The 18,975-nt window shown below is 59.7% G+C and carries 19 protein-coding genes; 12 read left to right on the plus strand and 7 right to left on the minus strand.

Annotation, left to right across the window (positions count from 1 at the left end; all coding sequences use genetic code 11):
* Nucleotides 1-289: 289 nt before the first annotated feature.
* Nucleotides 290-1,783 carry a CoA-acylating methylmalonate-semialdehyde dehydrogenase gene (locus QYH43_RS23880; protein ID WP_095061471.1) on the minus strand — a complete coding sequence of 498 codons (1,494 nt, stop codon included), beginning with the start codon at nt 1,781-1,783 and terminating at the stop codon, nt 290-292.
* Between the two features lie 74 nt (nt 1,784-1,857).
* On the minus strand, nt 1,858-3,207 hold the full coding sequence (locus tag QYH43_RS23885; protein WP_095061469.1) for an aspartate aminotransferase family protein: 1,350 nt from the start codon (nt 3,205-3,207) through the stop codon (nt 1,858-1,860).
* A gap of 125 nt (nt 3,208-3,332) precedes the next feature.
* Between QYH43_RS23885 and QYH43_RS23890 the strand changes: the two genes are divergently transcribed.
* The 3 genes from QYH43_RS23890 to QYH43_RS23900 all read left to right on the plus strand — a co-directional run bounded on the left by QYH43_RS23890 (nt 3,333) and on the right by QYH43_RS23900 (nt 5,580).
* Nucleotides 3,333-4,253, plus strand: coding sequence for a LysR family transcriptional regulator (locus QYH43_RS23890; RefSeq protein WP_095061467.1), 921 nt, complete (start codon nt 3,333-3,335; stop codon nt 4,251-4,253).
* 88 nt (nt 4,254-4,341) lie between these two features.
* A complete protein-coding gene (locus QYH43_RS23895; RefSeq protein ID WP_095152336.1) occupies nt 4,342-4,992 on the plus strand; it encodes a TetR/AcrR family transcriptional regulator in 651 nt (216 codons plus the stop codon).
* A gap of 6 nt (nt 4,993-4,998) precedes the next feature.
* Nucleotides 4,999-5,580, plus strand: coding sequence for a YigZ family protein (locus QYH43_RS23900; protein ID WP_095152335.1), 582 nt, complete (start codon nt 4,999-5,001; stop codon nt 5,578-5,580).
* Nucleotides 5,581-5,940: 360 nt separating this feature from the next.
* On the opposite strand, the gene QYH43_RS23905 is transcribed toward QYH43_RS23900, so the two are convergent.
* Complete coding sequence (locus tag QYH43_RS23905; RefSeq protein ID WP_095152334.1) at nt 5,941-6,387, minus strand: hypothetical protein; 447 nt, start codon at nt 6,385-6,387, stop codon at nt 5,941-5,943.
* An 85-nt stretch (nt 6,388-6,472) separates the two neighbouring features.
* Between QYH43_RS23905 and QYH43_RS23910 the strand changes: the two genes are divergently transcribed.
* From QYH43_RS23910 to QYH43_RS23925, 4 genes are all read left to right on the plus strand, one after another.
* On the plus strand, nt 6,473-6,829 hold the full coding sequence (locus QYH43_RS23910) for a MerR family transcriptional regulator (protein ID WP_095061459.1): 357 nt from the start codon (nt 6,473-6,475) through the stop codon (nt 6,827-6,829).
* Between the two features lie 19 nt (nt 6,830-6,848).
* A complete protein-coding gene (locus QYH43_RS23915) occupies nt 6,849-7,538 on the plus strand; it encodes an SDR family oxidoreductase (protein WP_095152333.1) in 690 nt (229 codons plus the stop codon).
* A gap of 229 nt (nt 7,539-7,767) precedes the next feature.
* Nucleotides 7,768-9,126, plus strand: a complete 1,359-nt coding sequence (locus QYH43_RS23920) for an 8-oxoguanine deaminase (RefSeq protein ID WP_095152332.1) — start codon at nt 7,768-7,770, stop codon at nt 9,124-9,126.
* 202 nt (nt 9,127-9,328) lie between these two features.
* Complete coding sequence (locus tag QYH43_RS23925; protein WP_095061453.1) at nt 9,329-10,282, plus strand: adenosine deaminase; 954 nt, start codon at nt 9,329-9,331, stop codon at nt 10,280-10,282.
* A gap of 81 nt (nt 10,283-10,363) precedes the next feature.
* Here QYH43_RS23925 and QYH43_RS23930 read toward each other — a convergent pair whose 3' ends face one another.
* The gene (locus QYH43_RS23930; RefSeq protein ID WP_095152331.1) at nt 10,364-11,098 is read right to left on the minus strand and encodes a helix-turn-helix transcriptional regulator; all 735 of its coding nucleotides are present in this window, start codon (nt 11,096-11,098) and stop codon (nt 10,364-10,366) included.
* A gap of 314 nt (nt 11,099-11,412) precedes the next feature.
* Entirely contained in the window at nt 11,413-12,342 is a 930-nt protein-coding gene (locus tag QYH43_RS23935) for a LysR family transcriptional regulator (RefSeq protein WP_095152337.1), read from the minus strand.
* Between the two features lie 126 nt (nt 12,343-12,468).
* On the opposite strand from QYH43_RS23935, the gene QYH43_RS23940 reads away from it, so the two are divergent.
* Both QYH43_RS23940 and QYH43_RS23945 read left to right on the plus strand, forming a co-directional pair.
* Nucleotides 12,469-13,482, plus strand: a complete 1,014-nt coding sequence (locus QYH43_RS23940) for a zinc-binding alcohol dehydrogenase family protein (RefSeq protein ID WP_095061449.1) — start codon at nt 12,469-12,471, stop codon at nt 13,480-13,482.
* Nucleotides 13,483-13,501: 19 nt separating this feature from the next.
* Nucleotides 13,502-13,894, plus strand: a complete 393-nt coding sequence (locus QYH43_RS23945; RefSeq protein WP_143498441.1) for a hypothetical protein — start codon at nt 13,502-13,504, stop codon at nt 13,892-13,894.
* 7 nt (nt 13,895-13,901) lie between these two features.
* Here the strand turns inward: QYH43_RS23945 and QYH43_RS23950 are convergent, their stop codons facing one another.
* Entirely contained in the window at nt 13,902-15,098 is a 1,197-nt protein-coding gene (locus QYH43_RS23950) for a multidrug effflux MFS transporter (protein WP_095061447.1), read from the minus strand.
* A gap of 93 nt (nt 15,099-15,191) precedes the next feature.
* The gene (locus QYH43_RS23955) at nt 15,192-15,389 is read right to left on the minus strand and encodes a cation transporter (protein WP_095061445.1); all 198 of its coding nucleotides are present in this window, start codon (nt 15,387-15,389) and stop codon (nt 15,192-15,194) included.
* A gap of 149 nt (nt 15,390-15,538) precedes the next feature.
* On the opposite strand from QYH43_RS23955, the gene QYH43_RS23960 reads away from it, so the two are divergent.
* From QYH43_RS23960 to cueR, 3 genes are all read left to right on the plus strand, one after another.
* Nucleotides 15,539-15,922 carry a hypothetical protein gene (locus QYH43_RS23960; RefSeq protein WP_095152330.1) on the plus strand — a complete coding sequence of 128 codons (384 nt, stop codon included), beginning with the start codon at nt 15,539-15,541 and terminating at the stop codon, nt 15,920-15,922.
* A 189-nt stretch (nt 15,923-16,111) separates the two neighbouring features.
* Nucleotides 16,112-18,505, plus strand: a complete 2,394-nt coding sequence (locus QYH43_RS23965; RefSeq protein WP_095152329.1) for a heavy metal translocating P-type ATPase — start codon at nt 16,112-16,114, stop codon at nt 18,503-18,505.
* Nucleotides 18,502-18,915, plus strand: a complete 414-nt coding sequence (gene cueR, locus QYH43_RS23970; RefSeq protein WP_095152328.1) for a Cu(I)-responsive transcriptional regulator — start codon at nt 18,502-18,504, stop codon at nt 18,913-18,915. The genes QYH43_RS23965 and cueR overlap by 4 nt, the downstream gene beginning before the upstream one ends.
* Nucleotides 18,916-18,975 lie beyond the last annotated feature (60 nt).

An 18,975-nucleotide genomic window follows, 5' to 3' on the forward strand; every position in this document is an offset into this window, starting at 1 on the left:
CTCAGATCTCTCATCAGCGGGAGGCGAATTCTACAGCGTTACTCACTGTTGTCAACACCTCTTTTTCAACTTCCTTTTGGCTTCGATGAACTGAAGCAACCCGCTGCCGAAAACCGCGTAACTCTTTGTTTACCAAGGAGTTTTCCGTTTCGACTGCGCCGGAAGTGGGGCGAATTATAGACACCTGAGATCTGCCGTCAACCGCTATTTTCATAAAACTGTCATATAAGTCAAAAAGCCCCGCAAACGCGAAGGCCGGCCACCAGGGCCGGCCTTCATCCCCTTCTACTTACAAACTAGGGAAGGCGAACTGCGACGCTTCGTGGCTCGCACGCTGCGGCCAGCGCTGGGTAATAGCCTTGCGGCGAGTGTAGAAACGTACGCCATCCGGGCCGTAGGCATGCAAGTCGCCGAACAGCGAACGCTTCCAACCGCCAAAGCTGTGATAGGCCACTGGCACTGGCAACGGTACGTTGACGCCGACCATGCCGACTTCGATCTCGTCGCAGAACAAACGCGCTGCTTCGCCGTCACGGGTGAAGATGCAAGTGCCGTTGCCGTATTCGTGATCGTTGATCAGCTGCATGGCTTCTTCCAGGCTGTTGACCCGAACGACGCACAGGACTGGTCCGAAGATCTCTTCTTTATAGATGCGCATTTCCGGTGTGACGTTGTCGAACAGGCAGCCACCCAGGAAGAAACCTTCCTCATGACCTGCCACGGTCAGACCACGACCATCTACAACCAGTGTCGCGCCGGCAGCTACGCCGTCTTCTACATAACCGCTGACTTTGTCGCGCGCCTGGCCAGTCACCAATGGACCCATGTCCAGACCGCAGTTGGTACCGGCACCGATTTTCAGTGCCTTGATCTGAGGAACCAGTTTGGCCACCAGCGCATCAGCCACTTGATCGCCCACGCACACGGCTACCGAGATTGCCATGCAACGCTCGCCGCAAGAACCGTAAGCCGCGCCCATCAGTGCGCTGACGGCGTTGTCCAGATCTGCATCCGGCATCAATACCGCGTGGTTCTTTGCCCCGCCCAGTGCCTGGACGCGCTTGCCGCGCTTGGTGCCTTCGGAATAGATGTATTCGGCAATCGGCGTCGAGCCAACAAAGCTCAGCGCTTTGACTTCCGGCGCTTCGATCAACGCGTCCACCGCAGTCTTGTCACCGTGCACCACGCTCATCACGCCTTTCGGCAAACCGGCTTCCAGCAGAAGCTGTGCAATCAGCAGCGTCGAACTTGGATCGCGCTCGGACGGCTTGAGGATGAAGCAGTTGCCGCAGACGATGGCCAGCGGGTACATCCACAGTGGCACCATGGCCGGGAAGTTGAACGGCGTGATACCGGCCACTACGCCCAGTGGCTGGAAGTCCGACCAGGCATCAATGTTCGGGCCGACGTTACGGCTGTACTCGCCCTTGAGAATTTCCGGTGCCGCACAAGCGAACTCGACGTTCTCGATGCCGCGCTTCAATTCACCGGCAGCATCTTCCAGGGTCTTGCCGTGCTCTTCGCTGATCAATTGCGAGATGCGCGCTTCGTTCTGCTCCAGCAATTGCTTGAAGCGGAACATCACTTGGGCACGTTTGGCCGGCGGCGTGTTGCGCCAGGCCGGGAATGCAGCCTTGGCAGCATCGATGGCGCTCTGGATGGTTTCGCGGGTCGCCAGTGGCAACTTGTGAATCGCCTGGCCGGTAGACGGGTTGAACACATCGACCGTGCGACCGTTCTCGGTCACCAGTTCGCCATTGATCAAATGCGGAATAACGCTCATGGAAGCTCCTGAAAAGTTGTCCACAGGCACCCGTTACCGGGCACCCGTTGTTTATAGGTATATAGAAGGAGAAATCAGTCGATCTTGCTCAGCACTTCGCCGACCGCGTCGAACAGACGATCCAGGTCCTGCGGCTTGCTGTTGAAGGTTGGGCCGAACTGCAGGGTGTCGCCACCGAAGCGAACGTAGAACCCGGCTTTCCACAGCGCCATGCCGGCTTCGAACGGACGCACGATCGCGTCGCCGTCACGCGCAGCGATCTGGATCGCGCCAGCCAGGCCGAAGTTGCGGATGTCGATGATGTTCTTGGTGCCCTTCAGGCCATGCAGCGCATTTTCGAAATGCGGTGCGACTTCGGCCACGCTCTGCACCAGGTTTTCCTTCTGCAGCAGGTCGAGTGCTGCCAGGCCCGCGGCGCAAGCCACCGGGTGTGCGGAGTAGGTGTAACCGTGAGGGAATTCCACTGCGTACTCAGGCGTCGCCTGGTTCATGAAGGTCTGGTAAATCTCGGAGCTGGCAATCACCGCGCCCATCGGGATCGCGCCGTTGGTGACTTGCTTGGCGATGCACATCAGGTCCGGAGTCACGCCAAAGGTGTCGGCACCGAACATGTTGCCGGTACGGCCGAAACCGGTGATCACTTCGTCGAACACCAACAGGATGCTGTGCTGATCGCAGATCTCGCGCAGACGCTTGAGGTAACCCTGTGGCGGAACCAGTACGCCAGCGGAGCCGGCCAGCGGCTCAACGAACACGGCGGCGATGTTCGACGCATCGTGCAGTTCGATCAGCTTCAGCAGTTCGTCGGCCAGGGCGATACCACCCTGCTCCGGCATGCCACGGGAGTACGCGTTGCTTGCCAGCAAAGTGTGCGGCAAGTGGTCGACATCCATCATCGCCTGACCGAACAGCTTGCGGTTGCCGTTCACGCCGCCGAGGCTCGTACCGGCGATGTTCACACCGTGGTAGCCACGGGCACGGCCGATCATTTTGGTCTTGGTCGACTGACCTTTCAGGCGCCAGTAAGCACGCACCATCTTCACGGCGGTATCGGCGCACTCGGAACCCGAGTCGGTGAAGAACACGTGGTTCAGGTTGCCCGGCGTCAGGTCGGTGATTTTCTCAGCCAGCTGGAACGACAGCGGATGACCGTACTGGAAGCCTGGGGAGTAATCGAGAGTGCCCAGTTGCTTGGCAACCGCTTCCTGGATTTCCTTGCGGGTGTGGCCGGCGCCGCAGGTCCACAGACCGGACAGCGAGTCATAAACCTTGCGCCCCTTGTCGTCGATCAACCAGCTGCCTTGCGCACCGACGATCAAGCGCGGGTCGCGCTGGAAGTTACGGTTGGCGGTATAAGGCATCCAGTGAGCATCGAGCTTGAGCTGGCTAGCCAGAGAAGTCGAAGCGTTTTCGGGCAAGTTCATGAGCGAAACCTCGCAAGGCGATAAGCGGCGTAAGGATTAAAAACCGTTGTTGCAGCTAAATTGCCATGGAGATAAAGTCTGTGAAATCCAACTTTTGTAACCTTCAGTCAGGCGTCTACTAAACTATGTCCAGCCGCCGTCCCGATCCACTGGCGCAAGTCAGCGACTTTGATATTCGCTTGCTGCGGATCTTTCGCAGTGTGGTCGAATGCGGCGGCTTCTCCGCAGCGGAAACCGTACTCGGTATCGGTCGCTCAGCCATCAGCCAGCAAATGAGCGATCTGGAGCAGCGCCTTGGTTTGCGTCTATGCCAGCGCGGGCGGGCCGGTTTCTCCCTGACCGAGGAAGGTCGGGAGGTCTATCAATCGGCGTTGCAACTGTTGAGTGCACTGGAAAGTTTCCGCACCGAGGTCAACGGCCTGCACCAACATTTGCGCGGTGAGTTGACCATCGGCCTGACTGACAACCTGGTCACCCTGCCCCACATGCGCATCACCCATGCGCTCGCACAATTGAAAGAACGTGGTCCGGATGTGCAGATCCAGATCCGCATGATCGCGCCCAACGAAGTCGAACAAGGTGTACTCGACGGACGCCTGCATGTTGGCGTGGTACCGCAGGCGAGTGCGCTGTCGGGGTTGGAGTACCAGCCGCTTTATAGCGAACGCTCGTTGCTGTACTGCGCGGTCGGTCATCCGTTGTTTTATGTCGATGACAAGCAACTGGATGACACGCGCCTGAACAGCCAGGACGCCATTGCGCCGACCTTCCGATTGCCGGCGGACATCCAGGCCCATTACCAGGCACTCAACTGCACCGCCAGCGCGTCGGACCGCGAAGGCATGGCGTTTCTGATCCTGACCGGACGTTACATCGGTTATCTGCCCGATCATTACGCGAGCCTTTGGGTGCAACAAGGCCGCCTGCGTGCATTGAAACCCGATGCGCGGTTCTATGACCTCAGCCTCGCCTCGGTCACTCGCAAGGGCCGTCGTCCACACTTGGTACTGGAGAGTTTTCTGGAAAGTCTGGCCGCGACCCGTTAATGATGTTTCAGCCGCACAGAGGCTTGTCTGAAGGCTGTGGCCGCGCTATCAACACAGATTGCACCCACCCACCCATTCGGAAGTGCCCATGACCTTTGAAGTCCCAGCCCACGGCGACAAACCCGCCGGCCGCATTCGTCAGAAGAACGAAGAGACCATCATCAAAGCCGCCGAAGGCGAGTTCGCCCGTCACGGGTTCAAAGGCACGAGCATGAACACCATCGCCCAGAATGCCGGGTTGCCCAAGGCGAACCTGCATTATTACTTCACCAACAAACTCGGTTTGTACGTGGCGGTGCTGAGCAATATCCTCGAACTATGGGACAGCACCTTCAATACGTTGACGGCAGAGGATGATCCGGCCGAAGCCTTGACCCGATACATCCGCGCGAAGATGGAGTTTTCCCGTCGCCAACCGCAAGCTTCGCGGATTTTCGCGATGGAGGTCATCAGTGGCGGGGAATGCCTGACTGAATATTTCAACCAGGATTACCGCGCCTGGTTCCAGGGCCGTGCAGGTGTATTTCAGAGCTGGATCGACGCTGGCAAGATGGACCCGGTCGATCCGGTACACTTGATTTTCCTGCTGTGGGGCAGCACCCAGCATTACGCCGATTTCTCCACGCAGATTTGCCGAGTCACGGGACGCGCCAGGTTAACCAGGCAAGACATGGAAGACGCCGGCAACAACCTGATCCGTATCATTCTCAAGGGCTGCGGCCTGACACCTGCCATTTAAGTACTTATGCCTTTTACCCTCAGCGGTTTTTGCGAACACCGCGAAGAGATTCGCAAAAGCCGTTTCATCACTTTCGCCGCGCCGATCTCCAGCCCGGCCGAAGCCCAGGCGTTCATTGAACAGCACAGCGACTTGAATGCCACGCACAACTGCTGGGCGTGGAAACTCGGCGATCAGTATCGCAGTACCGATGATGGCGAGCCTGGCGGCACTGCGGGCAGACCCATTCTGGCGGCGATTGAAGCGCAGGATTGCGATCAGGTCGTGGTGTTGGTGATTCGCTGGTATGGCGGCATTCAACTGGGCACCGGTGGCCTGGCCCGGGCCTACGGCGGCGGCGCCAACAAATGCCTGCAAGCGGCGCCGAAAGTGGAGCTGATCAGTCGGGTGCCTCTGAGTTGTGCTTGCGGGTTTTCCGAGTTGCCCTTGGTGAAACTTCGGGTGGCAGAATCGGGTGGCCTGGTTGTGGAAGAAACCTTCACCGCCAATGGCGTGGAGCTGCAGTTGGCGGTAGGTGAAGCGCAGATCAATACCTTGCAATCCCAGCTTGCCGACTTGAGTCGTGGGCGGATTCTGTTACAGCGTTAGGGCTGCAATCTTTTGGGGCGCAGCGATTTTTTCAGCTCTTTCACATTTGCCCACATCTACTGTGCACCCGGCTGTGGATAACCTGAGCACATATGGCTGTAACCCTTCTGTCATGCGGCTTTGCGGGCTTTGCTCAATTTTCGTCCAGTTGACCATCGCGAACACCAAAAATACGTAAAAACAAATAGTTACAGCGGTTTATCACCTTTAGAAGAAAGCCACACAGTGCTTATGCCCGACCTTCGGGCTTGCGCACAAATACTGTGGAGGAACCTGTGGATAACCCGTTCATGGCCGCCCGGGCGCCACGCACAGTATGGCGTGCATTCAATTGATCGTTTTTTAACCAAAAACCGATGTTCAAATTCGGGGCCTGGTCAATGTCCCTGCCCTCAAGCGGTGCTGGCCGTCTATCGACCGCACCGGCAACACCTGAGCTACACCCCACGCCATCTCAAAGATCAAGAAAACCACCAGCATTGAACTCGCGCCATGGGCCAGGGCATAAGCCTGCCATGCCGAAAACAGAAATCTGGCCACCGCGTCATATCGCCCAAACACCGGTTGCGGATCACGAATCCGCAGCACCGCCCACACGCAGACAATCGACCCCAACAGATTCGCCATCAACATATGCACAGGCTCGAACGGTGGCAGCTCGCCGGGCAGACTCAGCGTCTGACTTATCCCCAGCAAAAGCCCATGCAACGCCGCGAAACTCCACGGCGTGACAAACGCGGCCGTCACGATCAGGTCGTACCACGCGCTGCCTTGCACCAACCGACGATATTGCGTTGTAGTCCACATCGACATTGCTCCACCAAATCAGGGAGCAACAAGGCTAAAGCCTGGAGTATGCTCCAGGGTCAACCCCCTTTCATGAGACGTCAGGATGCGTATCGGTGAATTAGCCCAAGCCAGCGCCGTCAGCCGTGACACGCTGCGTTTCTACGAGCAGCGCGGGTTGATCGCGGCGCAGCGCAGCGCCAATGGGTATCGCGACTATCCTCCCGATATGGTGCAACTGGTGCACTACATCAAGACCGCTCAACGACTGGGGTTTACCCTCGGTGAGATTGGCAACAGCGTCGCGGCAATCTGGCAGTCGCCCGATCCGGACGCGGCCGTTACGCAGCTGCTGCAAGACAAACTCACGCTGATCGAAGCCCGCATGGCCGAACTCGGCGCGTTGCGCGATGAGTTGCAGCAGCGACTCGGGCAACAGTGTCCATTGAATCCACGACTCTGACTTTTCAAGGAAGCCACTCATGTCTACGGCAAAAACCGCACTCATCATCGGCGCCTCCCGGGGCCTTGGTCTCGGTCTGGTGAAGACCCTTCTGGCCGACGGCTGGCAAGTCACCGCCACCGTGCGCAATCCGCAGAATGCCGAGGCCTTGCAGGCGTTGGGCAAGGTTCGGATCGAAAAGCTCGACCTGGACGATCAGCAAGCCGTGCGTACGCTGAGCCAGCAACTCTCGGGCGAAGTGTTTGACTTGCTGTTCGTCAATGCCGGCGTCAAAGGCCCGGAGGTTCAGACGCCGAATGGAGGCGCGACGATGGCTGAAGTCGGTCAGCTGTTCTTTACCAATGCCGTGGCACCGATCAACCTGGCCGAGCGCTTTGTCGGGCAGATCCGCCCAGACACCGGCGTGCTGGCGTTCATGAGTTCGGTGCTGGGCAGCGTGACCATGCCCGACGCTCCGGAGCTGGCGTTGTATAAGGCCAGCAAGGCGGCGCTGAACTCGATGACCAACAGTTTTGTCACGCAGCTGGGTGACACCCGGCTCACCGTGCTGTCGTTGCATCCGGGCTGGGTGAAAACCGATATGGGCGGTGAAGGCGCGGATATCGACGTGGAAACCAGTACCCGTGGTCTGGTTGATCAGGTGAATGCGTTTGTTGCCAAGGGTGGGCATCACTTCATCAATTATCGGGGTGAGACGATTCCCTGGTAACTACCGCCGCCCCCTGTAGGAGCTGGCTTGCCAGCGATGTTGTGTCAATCAACGTCGATGTCGCCGATAAGCCATCGCTGGCAAGCCAGCTCCTACAGGGGTATTTACTTGCCCACAAAGCCGTTTTGATCGAAACTGCGCACCTCGCCTCCCCGGCGACCCTGGATCAGCAGACAGGACAACACTGAGCTGGCAACCCTGAACCCAACTTTCAGAGGAGCCGGCCACCATGCCTGCGACCCGTACCTGGTTAAAAAATCCCCTCGCCATTTTCACCTCCAACGAGCTCGATGCCCGTGGCGGTCTGGTGCTGCAAGACGGTGTGATCGTCGAAGTGCTTGGCCTCGGTCAGCAACCGTCCGCGCCATGCAATGAAGTGTTCGATGCCCGCGAACATGTGATCCTGCCGGGCCTGATCAACACCCATCATCACTTTTACCAAACCCTGACCCGCGCCTGGGCGCCAGTGGTCAATCAGCCGTTGTTCCCGTGGCTGAAAACCCTGTACCCGGTCTGGGCACGCCTGACCCCGCAAAAACTCGCCCTCGCCACCAAAGTCGCCTTGGCCGAATTGCTGCTTTCCGGCTGCACCACCGCCGCCGACCACCATTACCTGTTCCCGGAAGGTCTGGAAAACGCGATTGACGTGCAAGTCGAAAGCGTTCGCGAACTGGGCATGCGCGCCATGCTGACTCGCGGCTCGATGAGCCTCGGCGAAAAAGACGGTGGCCTGCCTCCGCAGCAAACCGTGCAGGAAGGTCAGGTGATCCTCGACGACAGCCAGCGCCTGATCGCCGAATACCACGAGCGCGGTGACGGCGCGCAGATCCAGATCGCCCTGGCGCCGTGCTCGCCGTTTTCGGTGACTCCGGAAATCATGTCCGCCAGTGCCGAATTGGCGAACAAGCTCGACGTGCGCCTGCACACGCACCTGGCCGAAACCCTCGACGAAGAAGACTTCTGCCTGCAACGCTTCGGCCTGCGCACCGTGGATTATCTGGACAGCGTCGGCTGGCTCGGCCCGCGCACCTGGCTGGCCCACGGCATCCACTTCAACCCGGACGAAATCGCCCGACTCGGCGCCGCCAAAACCGGTATCTGCCATTGCCCAAGTTCTAACATGCGCCTGGCGTCGGGCATCTGCCCAAGCATTGACTTGACCGATGCTGGTGCCCTGCTTGGCCTGGGCGTGGACGGTTCGGCGTCCAACGATGCCTCGAACATGATGCTCGAAGCGCGTCAGGCGCTGTACATCCAGCGCCTGCGTTACGGCGCCGAGAAGATCACACCAGAACGTGTACTGGGTTGGGCGACCAAAGGTTCGGCCAGTCTGCTGGGACGTACCGATATCGGTGAACTGGCCGTGGGCAAGCAGGCCGACCTCGCGCTGTTCAAGCTGGATGAGCTGCGTTTCTCCGGCAGTCATGATCCGGTCTCGGCATTGCTGCTGTGCGGTGCGGATCGCGCGGATCGGGTGATGGTCGGCGGCAAATGGCGAGTCATAGATGGCCAGGTTGAAGGGCTGGACCTGAAAGGCTTGATTGCTGATCACAGCCAGGCAGCACGGCAACTGATCGCCGGCGTCTAAGTCAGCGAAACCTGATGTGGGAGCAAGCTTGCTCGCGATGACGGCGTGTCAGTCGATTTGTTTCGTATGACACAGCGCTATCGCGAGCAAGCGCGCTCCCACATTTTTTTCGTGGATCAATGAACCGGCTGGTCAGGTTTTACCAATTGTTGCGACTGGCATCTGTAGAATGGCGACCATTGCACCTGATGAGAAAAGAATCATGTACGACTGGCTGAACGCCCTGCCCAAGGCAGAACTGCACCTGCATCTGGAAGGCTCGCTGGAGCCCGAGTTGCTGTTCGCCCTGGCCGAACGCAACAAGATCGCCTTGCCGTGGAGCGATGTCGACACCTTGCGCAAGGCCTACGCCTTCAACAACCTGCAAGAGTTCCTCGACCTCTATTACCGAGGTGCCGACGTGCTGCGCACCTCCCAGGATTTCTACGACCTGACCTGGGCCTATCTGCTGCGCTGCAAAGAACAGAACGTGATTCACACCGAACCGTTCTTCGATCCGCAGACCCACACCGACCGTGGTATTCCGTTTGAAGTGGTACTCAACGGCATCGCCGCTGCGCTGAAGGATGGCGAGCAGCAACTGGGCATCACCAGCGGTTTGATCCTGAGCTTCCTGCGTCACCTGAGCGAAGAACAAGCAGAAAAAACCCTCGACCAGGCGCTGCCGTTCCGCGATGCGTTTGTCGCGGTCGGCCTGGACAGCTCCGAAATGGGGCATCCGCCGAGCAAGTTCCAGCGCGTGTTCGATCGGGCCCGTGGCGAAGGTTTCCTGACCGTTGCCCACGCTGGCGAAGAAGGCCCGCCCGAGTACATCTGGGAAGCCCTCGACCTGCTGAAAATCCAGCGTATCGACCATGGCGTACGCGCCATCGAAGACGAGCGTCTGATGCAGCGGATCATCGACGAGCAGATCCCGCTGACTGTATGCCCGTTGTCGAACACCAAGCTCTGCGTGTTCGATCACATGTCGCAGCACAACATCCTCGACATGCTCGAACGTGGCGTGAAAGTGACCGTGAACTCGGATGATCCGGCGTACTTCGGCGGCTACGTCACCGAGAATTTCCATGCACTGCACACTCACCTGGGCATGACCCAGGACCAGGCCAAACGCCTGGCGCAGAACAGCCTGGACGCACGGTTGGTAAAACCGTAAGCATCACCGCAATACCCAATGCAGAAGTGAGCCTGCCCTCATCGCGAGCAGGCTCGCTCCCACTGGTTTGATGTTCAGCCGCTAGAGCGCCATTTCCAGCTCGGTTTGTTTGGCAAAATGGTGGATTTCACGTTGCCCGGTGGCGGTGACCTGCAACGCTCGCGAATCGTTCGGCAGCGTCAACCAACCGGACTGCATGAACAACTGCAATAACGCGGCCCCCAATGCCCCGCCCATGTGCGGGCGTCTTTCGCTCCAGTCCGGGCAAGAGCACGCGGCCCGTTCGTTGCGATGTGCCAATGCCTGAATGTAGACGCTGCGTGCCGCCAGCTCGGTGGAGCCTTTGAGCGTGATCGTGACCCGCTTGTCGAACTGCTCGATCCACCCGGCATCCAGCAAGCGCTGATACAGATCGGCAGCCAGCGTCCCGCCCAGATGGTCATCGCAAAGCCGCGCCCGCAATAGTGACGAACGCACCGCCTGAGGTTTGGCCAGGGGTGCCGGGCGTTTGAAAATCTCTGGAATGTCCTGCGGGGTGCTGGCCAGCGTTGCACTGGCCAATGCTTCGATCGCCGCACCGACTTCAGGCGCTGAGAGACGGAAAAACCGCTTGCGCCCACGGATTTCGACTTTCAACAGACCGCCTGCGGACAAACGCCCCAGGTGTGCACTAGCCGAAGAGGCTGACAGGCCGGCCAACAAGGCCAGGTCTTCGGTTTGTCGCGCCGAGCCATCCATCAAGGCCCACATCATTGCACTGCGCTTGGGGTCAGCCAGCAACGTGGCGATCTGGCTGATGCAAGGTGCATGTTCCATGTATTCACTCCCTGTTGAATCGTTTCGTCCACTGTTCAGAGACATCTTGAACAGTAATGTGTCGTCGGCCAATCCGTGGAAACCGCCATAGCCAGAGCGAAGCCATCGCCAACCCGAGCCGTCACCGGGCAACGGTGGCAGAGGCCAGGCATGGAAAGTTGAAACAAGGCCCGCCCCGGCGAAGCCTCGTCATTTCGATCGACAGTGCATACCTGAGGCGAGCGCTAGTATAGGCGGGTTAACCGCCGGTTCATGCCCTGTACAAACCGTTGGTGCTGATTGTTCCTGAGGGAAATTTCGCTATTTTCCTGCGACTAATCGTCGATACCCGTTAACCCCGGAAAATGGCTGCTCAATCGGGCGCATCGGCTGGCAAGCATTTCCCGCAACAGGTTCACCGGCTTACTCAACTGTGCGCGATGGGCGCACAACAGATTCAGCGGTGCGCGCTCACCGAGCCGGTCAGGCAGCAATACTTTCAAGCGACCGGCGAGGACATCGTCGGCCACATCGAGCCAGGACTTGTAGGCGATGCCAGCACCGGCCAGCGCCCAGAGCCGCACGACATCCGCATCGTCGCTGAAACGGTCACCGCTGACGGTCAAGCCGACTTCACGCTTGCCGTCGTGAAAACGCCAATGGTCGTGAACGCGACTACCCAGCATGTACAGCAGGCAATTGTGCTGGGCCAATTGTTCCAGCTGATGCGGCTCGCCATGCCGGGCCAGATAACTTGGCGCCGCACACAGCACGCGGCGATTCTGCGGGGCGATGGACAGCGCCACCAGGCTGGAATCTTCCGGCTCGCCGTAGCGCAAGGCAATGTCCACCGGCTGGCGGAACAGATCGGCAATACGGTCGCCCAGCAACAGGCGCACGGTGAGTTTCGGGTGCTCGCGCTGGAACTCGTCCAGCCAGGGCAGCAACAGGTTTCGACCAAAGTCCGACGGTGCAGACAGCTGCAATACGCCGCTGACCTGATCCTGACCGCTGGCCAACAAACGCCGGCCTTCGTCGAGATGGCTCAACGCTGCCCGGGCGTATTCAAGAAAGCCTTCACCTTCGGCGGTCAGACGCAAGCTGCGGGTCGAACGGGCGAGCAAGCGGGCACCGAGCTGCTGCTCGATGCGTTTCAACGCGGCGCTCGCCACCGCCGGCGACATGTCCATGCCCCGTGCCGCGGCGGACAGGCTTCCGAGGTCCGCCGCCCGGACAAACAACTGCAAATCATCGAAACGCAGCATCAAGTGCACCGATTATCAAAAAAATATTGAAAGAGACTGCTCTTTTAGCCGGTTTTATCTCCGGGAAAAATAGCCAATCATCTGCCTCATCGAATCTCTTCTATATAAGCGCCCCAGGAATTGCCCATGAAAGCCATTGCCTACTACGCCTCCTTACCGATCAGCGACGAAAACGCCCTGCAAGACATTGAGCTGCCGGAGCCGGTCGCCGGCCCTCGCGATTTGCTGGTGGAAGTCAAAGCCATTTCCGTGAACCCGGTGGACACCAAGGTCCGCCAGAACGTCCAGCCTGAAGGCGGCGCAGCCAAAGTACTGGGCTGGGACGTGGCCGGTGTGGTCAAGGCTGTCGGCAGCGAAGTCACGTTGTTCAAGGCCGGCGACAACGTGTTCTACGCCGGCTCCATCGCCCGTGCGGGCGGTAACAGTGAGCTGCATGTGGTCGATGAGCGCATCGTCGGCCATATGCCGAAAACCCTCGGCTTCGCCGAAGCCGCCGCACTGCCGCTGACCGCCATCACGGCTTGGGAACTGCTGTTTGAACGCCTGCAGATTCGCGAAGGCAAAACCGACGAAGGTCAGCGTTTGCTGATCGTTGGCGCGGCGGGAGGCGTGGGTTCGATTCTGGTGCAACTGGCCAAACAGCTCACCGGTCTGACCGTCATCGGCAGCGCTTCGCGACCGCAAACCCAGGACTGGGTGAAAGCGCTCGGCGCCGATCAGGTGGTCGACCACAGCCAGCCGTTAAGCGAAGCACTCAAGCATGCCGGCATTGATCAGGTGACCCACGTTGCCAGCCTGACCCAGACCGACCAGCACCTGGATCAACTGGTTGAGGCATTGGCGCCCCAAGGCAAACTGGCGCTGATCGACGACCCCAAGTCCCTGGACGTGACCAAGCTCAAACGCAAGAGCCTGTCGTTGCACTGGGAGTTCATGTACACCCGCTCGCTGTTTGAAACCGCCGACATGATCGAACAGCACAACCTGCTCAATCGCGTCGCACGGTTGATTGACGCCGGGACACTGAAAACCACGGTCGGCGAACACTTCGGTACGATCAACGCAACGAACCTGCGCCGAGCCCACGCGCTGCTGGAAAGCGGAAAATCCAAGGGCAAGATTGTGCTGGAAGGGTTCTGAAGCGCTGAAGAAATCGGTCGTGATTTTCATCACTCGCTACGTTTACGCCGTGTGCGACCGGGATGCTCCGGCCACACACGGCTGCGATTCACACGGTCGAAAACTGTGTTTTTTTTCGTTACAAACCGTCAGTCAGACAGTTGATCCTTGTCACGTTGGTGCTCGTATTCAGGACTACAATCGAATCTCCTGCGAGGCAGTCTTTTGCGTGAACGTCTTTTACGAGAGGAGATCAGCTGTGAAGATCCTGATAAAAGAATTGGCAAAATCCCAGTGGCAGGTCCGTCTGGACCAGCATGCAGTCACCTTCCGCAGCGAAGCAGAAGCTCGCGCTTTCACGCGTATTCTTGAAGCACGTATCCACGCCCCTCACCAACTTCCCGCCTTCCACGCACAGCGTGCTGCCGGCTGATTCTTTCTCAAACCTGGGCTTGCGCCAGCGCCCGGGCATTTTGCAAACGCCGGGTGAGCATCGCCACGCTCACCACCAGAATTGCGCACAGGCTGATGACCATGGCCATCGGCATGGCGCTGCCGTCGTGCAACACGCCGACCAGCGCCGCGGCGCCGGCAGCGACGCTGAACTGCAAGCAACCGAGCATCGCCGAAGCGCTCCCGGCGCGGGCGCCCTGCCCGTTCATGGCACACGCCGAGGCGTTCGGGAGGATGCATCCGAGGCTGGAGATACAGATGAACAATGGGATCAGCAGCGGCCACAGGCGTTCGGTGTGCAGGGCGCTGACCGCAAGCAGCGTCAAGCCGGCACCGAGGTAAACCCAAACCGCGCGTGTCAGCAAAAATGCCGGCCCACGTTTGGCCAGCAAACGCGCATTGACCTGCGCCACCAGAATGAACCCCGCCGCATTGATGCCGAACAACCAACCAAAATGCTCAGCCGGGACACCGTAAAGGTCGATGAAGACGAACGGTGAACCCGCGATGTAGGAGAACATTCCGGCAATCGCGATGCCTCCGGTCAGGGCATGGCCGAGGAACACCGAATCAGCCAGTAACCGGCCGTACTGACGCAATGCGCCCGAGAGTGGTTGACGCGGTATATGAGCCGGCAGACTCTCCGGTAATCCGATGGCAACCGCCAGGCCCGCCAATGCACTGAAGCCGCACAAGACAAGAAAGATCGACTGCCAGCCGGTGGTGTTGACCAACAACCCGCCGAGCATCGGTGCGAGGATGGGCGCCAACCCCATCACCAGCATCAGCTGCGAAAAGACCTTCGCCGAACCTACCGCATCACATTTATCGCTGACCACCGCCCGGGAAATCACCATCCCCGCACACCCGCCCAAGGCCTGGACGAATCGCGCAGCGATCAGCCATTCCAGGTTCGGCGCATAAGCGCACGCCAGGGACGCGACCGTGAACAGTACGACACCGGTCAGCAATGGAATGCGTCGCCCGAACCGATCGGCCACCGGGCCATAGGCCAGTTGGCCGATGGACAAGCCGAGGAAGTACGCCGCCAGCGTCATTTGGACGTGTTTTTCGTCCGTACCGAAGGCGAGCGCCATGGCCGGAAAGGCCGGGAGATAGAAATCGATCGCCAGCGGAGCGAAAGCGCTCAAGGCGCCAAGAATCAAAATGGTGCGGAAGTTCATCAGGCATCCAGTGGGGCAGAAGTCAGCAGCTCGACAGTCTAGCCGCGCATGGACGCCTTGAACATTAAGATAGCTCGCTAACTATTAAAAAGATCAAGCCAGCTTGATGCCGTAGCCTTCCTCGCTGATCGCCTCGATGACTTGCTGCGCGGTCAGTGCGCTTTCCACGCCCACTTCTCGGGCATTCAGATCGACGCGCACGCTGGCCGCCGGGTCCTTGGCCTGGACAGCCTGGGTGATGGCCTTGACGCAGTGACCGCAGGACATGCCTTCAACGTTGAACACTTGCATGGAATGACTCCTTTTGATGAGGGTTGCGAGCAGTCTCGAGCTTGCCACCATGGCAAGGTCAAGTTCTGGAGTGATCTGCCGGGCTGGCATTCGGCACCGGGCTCGGCCAAGCTGCGTCCATCTATGACTTGAACTCAGGAGATTCAGCCATGCGCTGGTCAGCTTTCAGCCTGTTTGGCTTACTCAGCCTTTTCGCCGCCGTGCCTTCGGTCAATGCTGCCGGGGAGGATTATGGTGTGCTGATCATTTCCCGCGAGCGACTGGAAGTCGCAACGAGCTGCGAAATCGGCGTGTACATCCAGGACCAGTTGGCAGCGCGTCTGTTCCAGGAGCAAAGCACGTCTTTCAACCTGCCGCCGGGCAATGTGACCTTGCGTCTCAAACTGTTGCCGGGCCAGGCACAGGGTTGCAACCCGGGCATGCTCGCACCGGGCTCTCAGGACATCCAGCTCAGAGCGGGTGATGTGCTGAAGTACCGGATCGCGATGACGCAGGAAGGGATGTACCTGAAGCGCGCCGATCTCGGGTACTGACACACCCCTTGTAGGAACGAGCCTGCTCACGATAGCGGTCTGACACTTACATCCATATTGGATGTGCCGCCGCCATCGCGAGCAAGCTTGCTCCTACAATTGGATCTGCGGTGAATATCAGATTGGTGCTTGACCTTGCCAGCATGGCAAGGTTGATCCTGTGGTCATCTACTACAGGGAGTGCGACCGATGTCCGAATCCACCACGTTCGATCTGCCGATAAACGGCATGACCTGCGCCAGTTGCGCGGGCCGTGTCGAGCGCGCCTTGAGCAACGTCATCGGCGCCAGTGCCGTCAGCGTCAACCTCGCCACTGAACAGGCGCGAGTTCAAGCGCCCACCGGCAGCTTGCCGGCGTTGATGGATGCGGTGGAAAAAGCCGGTTACAGCGTGCCGCAGCACAGTCTGGAATTGAGCATTGACGGCATGACCTGTGCTTCCTGCGTCGGCCGCGTCGAACGTGCGCTGAACAAAGTGCCGGGGGTGAAGAGCGTCAGCGTCAACTTGGCCAACGAACGCGCCCACCTCGAACTGCTCGGCCAGATCGACCCGCAAATCCTGATCGCCGCCGTGACCAAAGCCGGTTACACCGCCAGCGTCCGGGAAGCCGACCACCCACCTGCCGATAACCAACAACAGCGCCTGCACCGCGAGCGTCTGGCCTTGATCATGGCCATCGCCCTCGCGTTGCCACTGGTGCTGCCGATGCTGTTGCAGCCGTTCGGCGTGCACTGGATGCTCCCAGCCTGGGCACAATTCGCCCTGGCCACGCCGGTGCAATTCATCTTCGGCGCACGGTTTTATGTTGCTGCGTGGAAAGCCGTGCGCGCCGGCGCGGGCAACATGGATTTGCTGGTCGCCCTCGGCACCAGCGCCGGTTATGGCTTGAGCGTGTACGAATGGGCCACGGCCACCGACCGTATGCCGCACCTGTATTTCGAAGCCTCGGCGGTGGTGATCGCGTTGGTGCTGCTGGGCAAATACCTGGAAAGTCGCGCCAAGCGCCAGACCGCCAGCGCCATCCGCGCCCTTGAAGCCTTGCGCCCGGAACGGGCGATTCAGGTGATCGATGGCCGCGAGCAGGAAGTCGCCATCAGCGCCTTGCGTCTCAATGATCTGGTGATGGTCAAACCCGGCGAGCGTTTCCCCGTGGACGGCGACGTGATCGAAGGCCAGAGCCATGCCGACGAAGCCTTGATCAGCGGCGAAAGCCTGCCGGTGCCCAAGCAACCCGGCGACAAGGTCACGGGGGGCGCAATCAATGGTGAAGGCCGGTTGCTGGTGCGCACCCAAGCCCTGGGTGCAGAAACCGTGCTGGCGCGGATCATTCGCTTGGTGGAGGACGCACAAGCCGCGAAAGCGCCGATCCAGAAACTGGTGGATAAAGTCAGCCAGGTGTTTGTGCCCACGGTGCTGCTGATTGCCTTGGCAACCCTGATCGGTTGGTGGCTGTACGGTGCACCAATGGAAACCGCGCTGATCAACGCCGTCGCCGTGCTGGTGATCGCCTGCCCTTGCGCCCTCGGGCTGGCCACGCCGACGGCGATCATGGCCGGTACCGGCGTCGCGGCACGCTACGGGATATTGATCAAGGACGCCGAGGCATTGGAGCGCGCCCACGAAGTCAGCGCCGTGGTGTTCGACAAGACCGGCACATTGACCTCGGGCGCACCGCGCATCGCGCATTTGAGTGCGATCGACGGCGACGAAGCGACCCTGTTGCAACTGGCCGGTGCCCTGCAACGCGGTAGCGAGCATCCGCTGGCCAAAGCGGTTCTCGACGCCTGCACCGAACGCGACTTGGGCGTGGCCGATGTCACCGACAGCCAGTCCCTGACCGGGCGCGGCATTGCCGGCACCCTTGAGGGTCGTCGGTTGGCGCTGGGCAATCGACGCCTGTTGCAAGACTGCGAGTTAGAACCAGGCTCTCTAGCTGAATCGGCCACGGCCTGGGAAACCGAAGGCCGGACCTTGTCCTGGCTGATCGAGCAAAGTCCCGAGCCTCGCGTGCTGGGTCTGTTCGCCTTCGGTGACACCCTCAAGCCCGGTGCGCTGCAAGCCGTGCAGCAACTCGCCGTCCGCCACATCAGCAGCCACTTGCTGACCGGTGACAATCGCGGCAGCGCCAACGTGGTCGCCCAGGCGCTGGGCATTAACGATGTGCACGCCGAAGTGCTGCCAGCAGACAAAGCCGCCACGGTTGCAGCGCTGAAGAAAACCGGTGTGGTGGCGATGGTCGGCGACGGCATCAACGACGCCCCGGCGCTGGCTGCCGCCGACATCGGCATCGCCATGGGCGGAGGTACCGACGTGGCCATGCATGCAGCCGGGATCACCCTGATGCGTGGCGATCCGCGCCTGGTGCCGGCCGCGCTGGAGATCAGCCGCAAGACCTACGCGAAGATTCGGCAGAACCTGTTCTGGGCCTTCGTCTATAACCTGATCGGCATTCCACTGGCGGCGTTCGGGTTCCTCAACCCAGTGCTGGCCGGTGCGGCGATGGCATTGTCGAGCGTCAGCGTGGTGAGCAATGCGCTACTGTTGAAAACCTGGAAACCCTCGGATCTGGAGGACAATCGATGAACATCGGCCAAGCGGCCCGCCACAGTGGCCTGAGCGCGAAGATGATCCGTTATTACGAGTCCATCGGATTGCTCAAGGCCGCCCATCGCACCGACAGCGGTTACCGGGTGTATGGCGATGACGACCTGCACACGCTGGCCTTCATCAAGCGCTCACGGGATTTGGGGTTTTCGCTGGAAGAGGTCGGCAAACTGCTGACCCTCTGGCAGGACCGCCAGCGGGCCAGTGCCGATGTGAAAGCGTTGGCGCGTCAGCACATTGATGAGCTGAACCAGAAGATTCGCGAACTGGAGCAATTGCGCGATACATTGCAGGATCTGGTCGAGCATTGTCAGGGCGATCATCGACCGGATTGCCCGATCCTGAAAAACCTGGAGTCGGGTTGCTGTGCTGACGCGGTCCGCGCCTGAATATCGATGCTGGTGTAGGTGGAAGACAAAAAAACCGGCCGAAGCCGGTTTTTTCTTTAG

It is taken from the genome of Pseudomonas sp. C32, from assembly GCF_030417915.1.
In the GTDB taxonomy this organism is placed as follows: Bacteria; Pseudomonadota; Gammaproteobacteria; order Pseudomonadales; family Pseudomonadaceae; genus Aquipseudomonas.

Coding starts and splice junctions, on each gene's coding strand:
- QYH43_RS23880 (WP_095061471.1), bottom strand. CDS start 1,783: ATGAGCGTTATTCCGCATTTGATCAATGGCGAACTGGTGACCGAGAAC.
- QYH43_RS23885 (WP_095061469.1), bottom strand. CDS start 3,207: ATGAACTTGCCCGAAAACGCTTCGACTTCTCTGGCTAGCCAGCTCAAG.
- QYH43_RS23890 (WP_095061467.1), top strand. CDS start 3,333: ATGTCCAGCCGCCGTCCCGATCCACTGGCGCAAGTCAGCGACTTTGAT.
- QYH43_RS23895 (WP_095152336.1), top strand. CDS start 4,342: ATGACCTTTGAAGTCCCAGCCCACGGCGACAAACCCGCCGGCCGCATT.
- QYH43_RS23900 (WP_095152335.1), top strand. CDS start 4,999: ATGCCTTTTACCCTCAGCGGTTTTTGCGAACACCGCGAAGAGATTCGC.
- QYH43_RS23905 (WP_095152334.1), bottom strand. CDS start 6,387: ATGTGGACTACAACGCAATATCGTCGGTTGGTGCAAGGCAGCGCGTGG.
- QYH43_RS23910 (WP_095061459.1), top strand. CDS start 6,473: ATGCGTATCGGTGAATTAGCCCAAGCCAGCGCCGTCAGCCGTGACACG.
- QYH43_RS23915 (WP_095152333.1), top strand. CDS start 6,849: ATGTCTACGGCAAAAACCGCACTCATCATCGGCGCCTCCCGGGGCCTT.
- QYH43_RS23920 (WP_095152332.1), top strand. CDS start 7,768: ATGCCTGCGACCCGTACCTGGTTAAAAAATCCCCTCGCCATTTTCACC.
- QYH43_RS23925 (WP_095061453.1), top strand. CDS start 9,329: ATGTACGACTGGCTGAACGCCCTGCCCAAGGCAGAACTGCACCTGCAT.
- QYH43_RS23930 (WP_095152331.1), bottom strand. CDS start 11,098: ATGGAACATGCACCTTGCATCAGCCAGATCGCCACGTTGCTGGCTGAC.
- QYH43_RS23935 (WP_095152337.1), bottom strand. CDS start 12,342: ATGCTGCGTTTCGATGATTTGCAGTTGTTTGTCCGGGCGGCGGACCTC.
- QYH43_RS23940 (WP_095061449.1), top strand. CDS start 12,469: ATGAAAGCCATTGCCTACTACGCCTCCTTACCGATCAGCGACGAAAAC.
- QYH43_RS23950 (WP_095061447.1), bottom strand. CDS start 15,098: ATGAACTTCCGCACCATTTTGATTCTTGGCGCCTTGAGCGCTTTCGCT.
- QYH43_RS23955 (WP_095061445.1), bottom strand. CDS start 15,389: ATGCAAGTGTTCAACGTTGAAGGCATGTCCTGCGGTCACTGCGTCAAG.
- QYH43_RS23960 (WP_095152330.1), top strand. CDS start 15,539: ATGCGCTGGTCAGCTTTCAGCCTGTTTGGCTTACTCAGCCTTTTCGCC.
- QYH43_RS23965 (WP_095152329.1), top strand. CDS start 16,112: ATGTCCGAATCCACCACGTTCGATCTGCCGATAAACGGCATGACCTGC.
- cueR (WP_095152328.1), top strand. CDS start 18,502: ATGAACATCGGCCAAGCGGCCCGCCACAGTGGCCTGAGCGCGAAGATG.